Source organism: Burkholderia sp. Bp9016, assembly GCF_003857765.1.
In the GTDB taxonomy this organism is placed as follows: domain Bacteria; phylum Pseudomonadota; class Gammaproteobacteria; order Burkholderiales; family Burkholderiaceae; genus Burkholderia.
The window spans coordinates 208294-220353 of sequence record NZ_QTPY01000003.1; the positions used below are offsets into that span (position 1 = coordinate 208294).

7 protein-coding genes are annotated in these 12060 nt (G+C 67.5%); 4 read left to right on the plus strand and 3 right to left on the minus strand.

Annotation, left to right across the window (positions count from 1 at the left end; translation table 11 throughout):
- Nucleotides 1-56: 56 nt before the first annotated feature.
- Together DIE13_RS05275 and DIE13_RS05280 are read right to left on the minus strand one after the other, a co-directional pair.
- Complete coding sequence (locus DIE13_RS05275) at nt 57-2321, minus strand: polysaccharide biosynthesis tyrosine autokinase (protein ID WP_124826154.1); 2265 nt, start codon at nt 2319-2321, stop codon at nt 57-59.
- 58 nt (nt 2322-2379) lie between these two features.
- Nucleotides 2380-3618: a polysaccharide biosynthesis/export family protein gene (locus DIE13_RS05280; protein WP_124826155.1), complete on the minus strand. Its 1239-nt coding sequence runs from the start codon at nt 3616-3618 to the stop codon at nt 2380-2382.
- A gap of 128 nt (nt 3619-3746) precedes the next feature.
- Here DIE13_RS05280 and DIE13_RS05285 point away from each other — a divergent pair, with 128 nt between their 5' ends.
- Nucleotides 3747-4172 carry a hypothetical protein gene (locus tag DIE13_RS05285; RefSeq protein WP_175750546.1) on the plus strand — a complete coding sequence of 142 codons (426 nt, stop codon included), beginning with the start codon at nt 3747-3749 and terminating at the stop codon, nt 4170-4172.
- Nucleotides 4173-4303: 131 nt separating this feature from the next.
- On the opposite strand, the gene DIE13_RS05290 is transcribed toward DIE13_RS05285, so the two are convergent.
- A complete protein-coding gene (locus DIE13_RS05290) occupies nt 4304-6160 on the minus strand; it encodes a serine aminopeptidase domain-containing protein (RefSeq protein WP_124826156.1) in 1857 nt (618 codons plus the stop codon).
- 608 nt (nt 6161-6768) lie between these two features.
- On the opposite strand from DIE13_RS05290, the gene DIE13_RS05295 reads away from it, so the two are divergent.
- The 3 genes from DIE13_RS05295 (at nt 6769) to DIE13_RS05305 (ending at nt 12008) form a co-directional block, all read left to right on the plus strand.
- Nucleotides 6769-8028, plus strand: a complete 1260-nt coding sequence (locus tag DIE13_RS05295) for an oligosaccharide flippase family protein (RefSeq protein WP_124826157.1) — start codon at nt 6769-6771, stop codon at nt 8026-8028.
- Nucleotides 8029-8496: 468 nt separating this feature from the next.
- A complete protein-coding gene (locus DIE13_RS05300) occupies nt 8497-10698 on the plus strand; it encodes a glycoside hydrolase family 3 C-terminal domain-containing protein (protein WP_124826158.1) in 2202 nt (733 codons plus the stop codon).
- Between the two features lie 722 nt (nt 10699-11420).
- Nucleotides 11421-12008, plus strand: coding sequence for a YigZ family protein (locus DIE13_RS05305; protein WP_124826159.1), 588 nt, complete (start codon nt 11421-11423; stop codon nt 12006-12008).
- Nucleotides 12009-12060: the final 52 nt, after the last annotated feature.

A 12060-nucleotide genomic window follows, 5' to 3' on the forward strand; every position in this document is an offset into this window, starting at 1 on the left:
TTCCATCCTTTCGATGCGCGGATCGCGCGAAGCCGCCGGAGCGACGCATGCGCCGCTCAGCGCGCCGGCGGTCGCGCCGCCATCGCGTCGGCGTAGCCCGACATCGCCTGATGCGTGCTCGCGTCGTTGTATCCGTAGTCGTATCGCCCCGGCACGCCCTTGAAGTCGTTCAGGATCACGCCGCGCACGGCGATATGCGCATGCTCGAGCCGTCGTGCGCTTTCGTCGAGCTCCGTGCGCGTGGTCACGTCGCTGCGCGCGACGAGGAACACGGTGCCCGCCAGGCGCCCAAGCAGCAACGCATCGGCGACCGGCAGCAGCGGCGGCCCGTCGATCACGACCATGTCGTACTGCAACGCGGCCTGCTCGACCAGCGCCGCGAACGTCGGCTGCAGCAGCAGTTCGCCCGGATCGGGAACGACGCTGCCCATCGGCAGGAAATCCAGGCCGGGCGTCACGCCGTGGCGGATCGCCTCGTCGATGCCGTGCGTGCCGGCCACCACGTCCGACAGGCCCGGCGCGCGACTGTAGCGGAACCGTTCGTGCAGCGATCCCTTGCGCAGATCCGCGTCGATCAGCAACGTCCGTCGCCGCGCCGCGCCCATCAACGACGCAAGATTGCCGGCAACGAACGACTTGCCCACGCCCGTCGTCGGCCCCGAGATCAGCACGACGGCGTTCGGCGCGTCGCGCATCGACAGTTGCAGCTCGGTGCGGAAATGGCGCAGGCTTTCAAGCGCGACGTCCTGCGCCGCGACGGTCGGCACCGGTGCGCGTGCGCTGCTCGCGCCGCGCTTTGCACGCGCACTGATTTGCGCGTGCGCCGGGCTGTGCGGCACCGTTGCGAACACGGGCAAGCCGGTCGACCATTCGATTTCGTCAGCGTCGCCCACCGTGCCGGCGATACGCTGGCGCACGACCACAATCGCGGCGCCTGCCAGCAAGCCGACGATCAGCGACGCGACGACGATCATCCCGCGATGCGGCCCGATCGGCACCTCCGCCACCTTCGCGACGTCGACGATCCGCACGGTGCCGGTCTTGCTCGCCCGGGCCAGGATCATCTGCTGGCGCGTGTTGAGCAGGTTCGTGTACAACGCGGTATCGACGGCCACGTCGCGCTGCAACTGCAGCACGCCCTGCTCGACGGCCGGCAACTGCTCGATCTGCTTGCGCGTCGCATCGAGCGAACGCTGTGCGTCGGCGAGCTGCGCATCCACCGCCTCGACCGCCGGATGCTTCGGCATGAAGCGCGTCAGCAACTCCTCGCGCCGCTGCTGCAATGTCTGCACGCGCGTCTCGATGTCGACCGACTGCTGGCGCAACGCCAGCGCCTCGTCGCTCGTGTTGACCGTACCGTGCGACGCACGGTATGCGTTGAAGCGGCTCTCGGCCGTTTCGAGCTGCGCCTTCAACTGCGGCAGCTGCGCATCCATGAAGCGGATCAGCTTGTCGGCCGCTTCCGACTTGCGCTGCGTGTTCTGCGCGAGGTATGCATCGCCGATCGCATTCAGCACGCGGCTGTCGTGCACGGGATCGGTGCCGTCGAGCGTCACGCCGATCATGTTCGACTGCTTGCCGCGCTCCGAAATCAGCGCGTTCTTCTGCAGCCAGGTCGTCGCCTCCTCGTCGCCGTAGCGCGTCAGGTCGAAGCGCGCACCGGGCTTGCCCGCCACGTCGCGCACGAACAGGTCGATCGTCCCCTGCGGCGTTTCGACGTGCAGCGGCTGGCCGACCCGGCCCTGCCATACCGGCCCCGTCCTGCCGAAGAAGCCGGTGCGCTGCAGCGTATACGCGCCGTCATCGCCGAGCGTCAGCGCGAAGCGCTTGTCGAGCAATCGCTTCGATACGTCGAAGGTCGGCACGTCGATGCGCTCGGTGCCATAGACGTAACCGCCCGGCAGCGGCGACGACAAACCGTCGGCCGCGCTCACGAGCCGCCAGCCGACGATCGGCAGGTAGTGCGGCCGGACGTTCACGGGCAGGTTGGTACTGTCGACCGCGCGCGCCATCACCGCGCGGGATTTCAGCACCTCGATCTCCGTCGATGCGTCGGTCTTCAGATCGAATACCGACGACGGATCGCCGGTCGGCGCCGTCGGTTTCGAATCGGTCGGACTCTGCTCGACCTGGAACAGGATGTCGGATCGGTAGACCGGCGCGGCGCACAGCGCATACATGGCGCCGACGACCGCACCGGCGAGTGCCGTGCAGAGGATCAGCCGCCGGCTGCCGTACAGCATGCGCCAGTAGCGGCGAACCGGCGAGGACGGGCGCAAGGCGGCTCCGTCGAACGGGTCGGGCAAGGTCGAAGAAGTCATACAGCATCAGTCCCGTAGGGCGCGACGCACGGTCGCGATCACGAATTCGCCGCGAAGGTCACGGCGAAATCGCCTTGGCCGTCAGCGCGCCTTGCGCGGAGGACGGAATCAGCAGGTTGACGACACGGCTCCAGCGCACCAGCGACGACGAATCGACGAACACGACGTCGCGCCGCTCGAGCGGGAACTGGTCGGCCAGCGCGAACGACGCGGGCGAACTTCCGTCGAGGTGATAAACCTGCGGACGGTTGCCCGGGCCGCGACGCACGACGAACACCTGCCGTGCGTCCGACGTGTACTGGCTCACGCCGCCGGTGTCGCCGAGCGCCTCGCCGAGGCTCATCCGGCCGTCGGTCAGCGTCAGCGTCGCCGGACGCGACACCTCGCCGAGCACGAACACCTTCGCGTCGCTCGCCGCGCGCACGCGCACGAGGTCGCCGTCGCGCAGCAGGATGTTCGACGGGTTCACGCCCGCGGCGATCAGTGCCGGCAGGCTCACGTTCACGGTCTTGTCGCCGCGCGTCACCGACACCTGCGAGCGGTCGGCCGTCGCGGTGAAGCCGCCCGCGCGGTCGATCGCCTCGGGCAGCGTCATCGGCAGGTCGTTGACGATCTGCAGCCCGGGCGAGCGCACTTCGCCGTCGAGATACACACGCTTGCTGCGGTAGGCCTGCACGCGCAGCGAGAGTTGCGGCTTGCGCACGTATTCGCCGAGCCGTCTCGTCATCAGCGCGCTCGCCTGTGCCTCGGTGAGCCCGGCCACGTGCACGAGGCCGGCATACGCGAATTGCACGTTGCCATTCGCGTCGACCGTGTAGCCCGTCGCAACCGAGCTGGCGCCGACACCGTCGCCGCCCGCGCCGCCGCCCGTCATCTGGGTCGTGGGCAGGTTCAGTTCCGGGTGATCCCACACGATGATGCCGAGCACGTCGCCGGGACCGATCGTGTACGGATGCGGCTTGCCGAACAGCTGGCGGATTTCGGCATCGGCATTGACGCCTTGCGGCACGCCATGTTGCTGCGCGACGAGTGCCGGCGTGATCTCGATCAGATCCTCGCTCGACACGTTCTGCACGCCGTCGAGGCCGCCGGAACCCGATGCGTCGGCGCTGACGCGCGCATTCGCATCGCGTTCGGCCGGCCCCCGATACGTCATGCCCGGCGACAACGCACACGCACTCAATGCGCATGCAGCCGCGATGATCGCCATGAGCGACAGCCACGGCGCGCGACGGACGGCGGCCGTCTGCGGCCATCGCGTCCCGAGCGTCGATCTCTTTTGCGTGGTGGTTGACATTCGTGCCTTTCCGAAACTGTGCGGTAACCCGCCGAACTCGACCGGTTCCCGCATTACGCTTGGCAGCGCGGCTCGCATTGCAGTGCCGCGCCTCCCTCTTCACCGCACGTCACTCCGTACGATTCGTCATGAACAGTCCTTCGCCGCTTTCGTCTCTCGTCTGCATCGTGTCGGCCTGCCTTGCCGGTGCCGCCCCCGCGCAGACGCCGCCCGCCGCTCCGGCCGACGCGCCGGTCTCCGCATCGTCGACGCTGTCCGCGCCGCCCGTGCTGCAACGTTCGGCGCAAACCGCCGCGCCAGGGGCTGCTGCGGAGTCCGACACACCTGCATCCGATGTCGCGGCGCCGGGCTTCGCGTTTCCGCTTGCCGCCACCCGTGCCGCGGCACAACCCGAATCGCGCCCTCGCAGTGCACTGCGCCGACCGCTCGTGGCAAACCGGCCGCACCGCCCGCAAGCCGCGAGCGCACCGGCCACGGATGCATGGAGCGCCGACACGCTCTACTCGTCGCCCTACGCGAAATCCCCGTACGAGCAACCCGGCCCTCCGGACTGACGCCTGTGGCGGTCATGCCCTCGCATGACCGCCCGTGCGTCCATACCGGATTGGACACCACGCCGACTCGCGCGTTTGTGAGCGACCCCACCGAACGCCCATCTCCCTCCCGATCGGGATCGCGCCCGACATCACGACCGGCCGACCGACACCCCTGCGTACGACTGCCCGGCCGCCTCCGGCGCGGCCTGAGCGGCGACGCGCGCGACCGGCCAGTCCGACTCGCGTGCCAGCGCCTGCATGCACAAATCGATCACAACGTCCGTGCCCACCGCGCCGTACACCGCGTGGTCGACCTGCGCATCGAGGTGCAAGCGCACGTGGCGTGAGCGCCGGAATGCGTGCTCGATTGCGCCGAAGTGACGCCGGACGTCGTCGATGCCGGGATCCAGCGCGCCGTACACGAGCATCGTCCATACGTTGCGCTGCGCGAGTTCTCGCATCACCCCGCGCGGCGTGTCAATGCGCGGCTTCCAGCCGACGCGCGCCGCGATTTCCATCACCGGCACGCTGACGCGCGCAACGGCATTCGCCGCCACCGCGCGCACGATCGGCCGAAAATCGCGCCGCTCCAGCACGAATCGTTTCCACTTCCGCCAGTCGCGTACCGAGAGCCAGTACCCGCGCACCGAGTTGTTCCGCTGCTTCTGCACGGCTTCGAGCGAGAGCCCGGCCGGCCATACGAAGCGGGCGAGATTGACCGCGATCACGCCGCCGAGCGACGGCGTCTTCACCGCAGCATGCAGCGCCGCGTATGCGCCGGAACAGATGCCGGTTGCGACCACTTCCGGATAGCCGAGCGCGCGAAGCCAGTCCGCGGCGGCGGCCACGTCGTCGACCGATTGCGTCGAGTACACGACGCCCGACTGATCGTCCAGCGCAACACGCCCGCTGTCGCCGACCCCCTGCACGTCGATCCGCAGCGTCGTCACGCCGACGCGCGCGAGCGCGCGGGCGAAGCGCACGCTGAAACGCCCTTCGCCGCTGCGTGGATTCGTCGATGTGTTCGCGATCACGACCGCCGGGCCGACCGGCTCGGCCGGCCGCGTGTCCGCGGGACGGCACAGCACGCCGACCAGCCGGGCCGGGCCGACCGCGACGACCTGCTCGGTCATGTCGTTCATGTCGAGCGCGACGGCCGATTCGCCGTTCCACGCCGGATCCGCGTGCAAGCGCGCCTCGTCGGCAGCCGGCGTGCTCGGCGAGCGTTCGACGATCCAGTTCACGACCGTGTCGATCGCCGTCAGCGGCAGGCGCGAGCGGGTGCCGTCGAGCATCGTCGTCGGCCACTCGCGAAACGGTTCGCTCGTCACGTTCACGCCGCGCCCGAGCAGCGCGTCGTGCAATGCCGGCCCGTCGCCCTGGTCGGGCTGGATCAGCAGCATCGCGCCCGGCAGCGTCGGCGCATCGCGCACCACGTCGCACAGATCGACCGCCTTCAGCGCGTCGACCAGATCGTTCGGGATGCGATGACCGAGCACGTTCATGCACGGTTCGTCGCGGTGCGCGGCGCGAATCGCGGGCGACGTGGTGTCGAGCCACTGGCGATGCACGAACGACAGCTCGCGCAGGTAGGCGCGGCCTCGCACGACCGGCGCCAGCGCGACCAGCGCGTCGACGCGCGGCGGCGGATGCGGACCCACGCCCGCGGCGGCCAGCATCGCGAACAGCGCGCCCGCGCGGATTCCGACGAGCGTGAGTCCGGTCACGCCGATTTCGTCACGCAACAGGTCGATCGCATCGTGAATGCTGCCGATGGTGGCGGCATGCCGGCCGGCTTCACGGTCGTCGCCCGCCGAGTCGCCGGTACACGGATAGTTGAATCGCATCACCGTGACGCCCTCGCGAGCCAGGCGCTCGGCGATCGCCCGCACCAGCTTGTGCGTCCACGAAGCCTCGTGACCCAGCGATTCGCACAGGATCACGCCTTGTCTCGTCTGTCCCTCGTGCAGCCACCCTACGCAGCCGCCAAACGTTATCGGCTTCAATCGGTACTCCTCGGATCGGTATTTGTTATCGGATACGCGTACGCGTACGCGTTCCGGCTTCATCGGAACGGGCGGCACCGCCGCTCATGCGACTGCCGGACGAACGCATGGCAGCACGGCAACGGATAGCCGCCGCGCCCCTGCGCGGCCCGCCTGCCCTGCTTCATGCGCTCGCCGTCCTGCTCATGCAGTGCGGAAGCGTCTTGTCTTGCGCACCCGTGCGTGCCCCGGCCATAGCCGTCGCCGTGCACGCTGTCCGTCATGAACGAGAACGGTGCGTTGATTAGATCATCTGGCCCGAGCGGGCTTCGGTGCGCCAGCTTACAAATGTATTCCTTACTGTCGCGACACAACGGCGTACTTGCCGACACGATTGCCTCCGCGCGCACGCACGGAATCGACGAAAGGTAGGCTCGCGAACAAAGGCGCACCCGTCGGCCCGTATCATGACCGCCAGACGATGTGGCCGTGCCCGGCGTCGCCGGACGAAAACCGGCGCCCGCCGGCGCGGGCCGCAAACCCGCGCAGCCGCGTCAGGCCGGCCGGCTGCGCGAGCGCACGGCGGCCCCGATCCGCCTCATGCGACACCCACGGCGCCGACCGAGCGAATGTCAAACCTCAAGAAGAACTTCCTGCTGCTGCTGACGCTGCAGATTTCGATGTATGCGGTGCCGCTGCTGATCGCACCGCTGCTTACCCATGCGCTGGGTCCGGAAGGCTACGGGCAGCTCGCGTTCTCGCTTGCCGTCATCGCGTATCTCACCAACTGCACGAGCTACAGCTTCGACCTGACCGCCACGCCGCGCATCGCGCTCGCCCGCGACAACCGCGCAGAACGCTCGCGCATCTTCTGGGCGACGCTGTACGCGCAGATCGGCATCGCGGTGCTCTGTTTCATCGTGCTGGTCGTACTGACGCTCGTGGTCCGGCGCTTCGGCGACGATCGCGACCTGCTGCTGATCGGTTTCGGCATGGTGGCTGGCGTCGCGTTCACGCCGGGCTGGTATTTCCAGGGAATGGAGAAGCTGCGCGCGTTGAGCGTGATCCTGTTCGTCGGGCGCATCGTGAGCCTGCCCGCGATGTTCGCGCTCGTGCACAGCCCGGCCGACATCGACCGGGCGATGATCGTCAACGCCGCCGTTCCGACGCTGTCCGCGGTTGCGCTCGCCGTCTACCTGTTTTTACATCGCGAAGTCGACTTCGTGCGCGTTGGTTTCGACGACATTGCCGAATCGTTGAAAGGCGGCTGGCAGGTTTTTCTCGCATCGACGTCGATCGCCTTCTACGCGTCGACCAACACCGTGCTGCTCGGTTTCGTGTCGGGCAACGTCGCGGCCGGCTATTTCGCCGCCGGCGACAAGCTGATCCGCGCCGCGCTCAGCATGCTTCAGCCGCTGAAGGCCGCCACCTATCCACGCATCAACTATCTGATGCGGCATGCGCGCAACGACGCGTTCTCGTTCCTGCGCAAGCTGTTCGTCGTGCAGGTCGTGATGGTGCTCGGCATCTCGCTCGCGATCTTCTTCGGTGCGCCGCTCGCCGTGCGCATCCTGTACGGCCCGTCGTACGAGCCGACGGTCCAGGTGCTGCGCTGGATGGCGTTCGTCCCGTTCATGGCCGGCATGACCGACCTGTTCGGCGTGCAGACGATGCTGCCGCTCGGAATGAAGTCCGCATTCACGCGCATCCTGATGTCGTCCGGCATCGTGAACATCGTGCTGGTGCCGGTGCTTGCAAAGTACTTCGCCGAACTGGGCGCGGCCGCTGCCGTGTTGCTGGCCGAGGCCGCGGTCGCCGCCGCGCTCGCGACCGTCGTCTATCGCGCCGGCATTCCGCTGCCCGGCAGTCCCGCCGCGCGACGCGCATAGCACCGGCCCGCATTCGATGCGCATGCAACGAGCGTGGCATGCGCATGCGCTTGCCCGTTGCCTGCCGCTCCTCTCGTCGCCCGCCTCCGAACGCTTGCACGCAGGTACTTCTTACTCTGCTGCGCACGCACATCGGGAACGATGACCGCGTTTTTCCCACGTCGCGCCACCCCGACGAATAAAGATCGTACGTATCGGTAGAAACACCGATGCTGTAGTCAAACTACATTCGTACGATTAGTCGCTGCAGAGAATCGCTACATCCGATTCGGTAGTGTCGGGCGGTCCGCGTCGCCGTCCGCATGGTTCGATCGGGCCCAACCGGCCGTAACGATTCCCCGCCTGACCTGGCATGCCGACGCGCAACCACCCTGCATCGCCAGCCGAATGCGTTCGATGCGAATCCATCGGACCTGCGCAGCTCCAGACATCATTCGAACAACCGGCAATACGATCATGGAGAACAACATGCGGGACACACTCTGGCCGGCCGCCGTGCTGGCAGCGACCCTCTGCACCAGCGTCTACGCGGGCAACACCGATTTCAATTCACAGGGCGACGCCGCCGACGCATTCGCGTCGTCCGCCGCGCAGCGGCGCGCCGACCTGCTCGTGCGCAAGATGACGCTCGACGAGAAACTTCAGTTCATCCATTCGCAATACGAAATGTCTCAAGTGCCGGGCGGCGGTGCCGGCTATATCCAGGGCGTGCCGCGGCTCGGCATTCCCGACCTGAACATGGCCGACTCGTCGACCGGCTCCGGCAGCACGTCGCTCGCCAGCACGACCTTCCCCGCGACGATCGCGGTGGCCGCGAGCTGGGATCGCCGGCTGTCGTACGACTACGGCAAGCAGATCGCGATCCAGTTGCGCGCACAAGGGTTCGGCATGGGCCTGGGCGGAGGCACCAACCTCGCGCGCGAACCGCGCGGCGGCAGGCTGTTCGAGTATCTCGGCGAGGATCCGCTGCTTGCCGGCGATCTGCTCGCCGAACGCACGCTCGGCACGCAGCGGCAGAAGGTCATCGCGACCATCAAGCACTACGCGGGCAACGAGCAGGAACATGGCCGGATGGGCGGCAACAGCCAGATCGACGAACGCACGCTGCGCGAGCTCTACCTGCTGCCGTTCGAGATCGCCGCGAAGCGCGGGCAACCCGGCAGCGTGATGTGTAGCTACAACCGCCTGAACGGCGCGTATGCATGCGAGAACAATCACCTGCTCAACGACGTGCTGAAGAACGAATGGGGCTTCCAGGGCCAGGTGCAGTCCGACTGGGGTGCGACGCACAGCACCGCGGCCGCGATCAACGCGGGACTCGACGAGGAAGAGGACGTCGGCTCGACCGTCTACCTGACGCCTGCCGCCGTCAAGCAGGCGATCGCGAACGGCTCGGTGTCGACCGCGCGCCTCGACGACATGGTGCGCCGCAAGCTGGCCGTAATGATCCGCGTCGGCGTGATGGACGATCCGGCCAAGGGCGGCGGCACCATCGATTTCACCGCCGCGAACCGGTTCGCGCAGGGTGTCGCCGAGCAGTCGATCGTACTGCTGAAGAACGACGGCAACCAGTTGCCGCTCGCGGCTTCCGCGCTGTCGCGCATCGCGGTGATCGGCGGTCATGCCGACGCCGCCGTGCTGTCCGGCGGCGGCTCGGGCAATACGCGCGATCCGGTCACCGGCTCGTTCGCGGGCTGCGGCGGCCTCACGTTCGGGTCGTCGACGGGCTGCAGCTGGTGGCGCAATCCGTGGCTCAAGGTCGACGTGCCGATCGTCGCTGCGATCCGCGCGCTCGCGCCGGCTGCACAAGTCACGTTCGCCGGCAACAGCGATCAGCAGTCGCCGTTTCGCGCGTACACGCAGCAGGAGATCGACCAGGCTGCGGCGCTTGCAGGCCGCTCGGACGTCGCGATCGTCGTGGTCGCGCAGCCGGCCGGCGAGGATTTCGGCGATCTCCAGAGCCTGAGCCTCGCGAATCCGTCGAATCAGGATGCGCTCGTCGAAGCCGTGGCGCGTGCGAACCCGCACACGATCGTCGTCGTCGAGAGCGGCAATCCCGTGCTGATGCCGTGGAAGGACAACGTATCGGCGATCGTCGACGCGTGGTATCCGGGCGAAGCCGGCGGCAAGGCAATCGCGAACGTGCTGTTCGGTGCGGTCAATCCGTCCGGCAAACTGCCCGTCACGTTCCCGGCGCGCGACCAGGATACGCCGACGTGGGGGCAAAACGGCACGTTCGAGAACGATCCCGTCTACACGGAGAAGCTCGACATGGGGTACCGCTGGTACGACGCGCGCAACATCAAGCCAATGTTCGAATTCGGCTACGGGCTGTCGTACACGCATTTCGCGTATTCGGGACTGTCGGTGTCGCGGCAACGGGACGGCTCGCTGAGCGTCGCGTTTACCGTGCGCAATGACGGCCGTGTCGCGGGCGCGGAAACGCCGCAGGTCTATCTCGGCGTGCCGTACGAGGACGAACCGCCAAAGCGGCTGGTCGGCTGGGACAAGATCCGGCTGAATCCGGGCGAGGCGCGGCACGTGCACGTGACCGTTTCGCCGCGGATGCAGAGCGTGTGGGACACGTCGCGCAACGGCTGGAAGATCGTGCCGGGCGGGACGGTGTATGTCGGCGCGTCGTCGCGCGATATCCGGCTGCAGGGTAGCTGAACAAGCGGTGACGGGATACCGGGCGTCGGGCGAGACATCGCTCGGCGCCCGGCCCGGCGGGACTGCGATTTCCGTGACGAATGATGCCCCGGCGGACGACGCAACGTTCGCCGGTTGTTTCCGGATAGCGAACGCAATGTTCGCGCATCGCATCGAGCCGACTCACTATAATTTCGTCGATCGATGCCGACGGTGTCGCTTCATCGAAAAGCGATTTCGCCTTTTGATCAGGAATGCGATTCGTCATCGGCGATGTCGCACCGCATCGATACGACGAATCTGCGCAGATACCGAGTCACGGCATCCTGAGTCCGCCGCGAATTGTCCGGACGTCCCTCTCCCAATCCCCGTCGCCAGTTCACCCCGGCACAACGCGATCGAACGCTTCGAGCGCCCCCGAACCTCCATTCGCTACGGAAAGCCGGGGGTCTGATAGCGGCCGGAACGCCGACATCGCTGCCCGACGATCCACTCGTTGCCGCGGCGACGGCGTGCACACGCAAGCCATTCGTCGCGCGCGTTTTCACGCCCGGTGCCCCCCGGCGACCCAACGGCGTCGAGTACCTGGGCGCACGTCCCTGTAAAATTCCACTGCGACCCGCTGGTCGCGTCATTCAGGCGCCGCGACGGACGCAATCCCGGCACGCTCGCCGCCCATCGACAGCTCGTGGCACAGGAGCTTCTATCTCCTTGATTTTTATACATTTACCGTTTCCCGGAACATGACTTACTCGCTCGCCACCACGTACATCCGGGAACTCGAAATCCGCAAGAGCCGCTTCATCGCGCACGCGATTCCCGTCGAGGACCGCGACGCCGCGATGCACGCGCTGCAACGCCTGCGCGACGAGCATCCGACAGCCACCCACGTGTGCTGGGCGCTGCTCGCGGGCGGTCAGTCGGGCATGTCGGACGACGGCGAACCGTCGGGCACCGCCGGCCGGCCGATCCTCGAAGTGCTGCGCCATCACGATCTGGACGGCGTACTCGGCGCGGTCGTCCGCTACTACGGCGGCGTGAAGCTCGGCGCCGGCGGCCTGGTGCGCGCTTATACCGACGCGATCGCGTCGGCGCTGCTCGATGCCGAGCGCGTCGAGCGCATTCGCTACACGCGATTCGCGATCGAAATCGGCTACCCCGACGAAGCGCGGGTGCGCCGCTGGATGGAACAGGCGGGTTACGAACTGGTGGACAGCGCTTACGGGATGACGGTGAAGCTGGTGATCAAGCTGCCCGAAACGGCCGAGGCAGCCGCGAAAGCCGAGCTGTTCGACCTAACACAGGGGCGCTCGGGCTTCCCCGATCTGTAGTCGGGCGCGCCGCGTTGCACGGCGCGCATCTCCGGCCGGCCCTGCCGGCCTC

Bases quoted from the DNA above. Each gene is read 5' to 3' on its own strand.
- DIE13_RS05275 (WP_124826154.1), bottom strand. From the start codon at position 2,321: ATGACTTCTTCGACCTTGCCCGACCCGTTCGACGGAGCCGCCTTGCGC.
- DIE13_RS05280 (WP_124826155.1), bottom strand. From the start codon at position 3,618: ATGTCAACCACCACGCAAAAGAGATCGACGCTCGGGACGCGATGGCCG.
- DIE13_RS05285 (WP_175750546.1), top strand. From the start codon at position 3,747: ATGAACAGTCCTTCGCCGCTTTCGTCTCTCGTCTGCATCGTGTCGGCC.
- DIE13_RS05295 (WP_124826157.1), top strand. From the start codon at position 6,769: ATGTCAAACCTCAAGAAGAACTTCCTGCTGCTGCTGACGCTGCAGATT.
- DIE13_RS05300 (WP_124826158.1), top strand. From the start codon at position 8,497: ATGCGGGACACACTCTGGCCGGCCGCCGTGCTGGCAGCGACCCTCTGC.
- DIE13_RS05305 (WP_124826159.1), top strand. From the start codon at position 11,421: ATGACTTACTCGCTCGCCACCACGTACATCCGGGAACTCGAAATCCGC.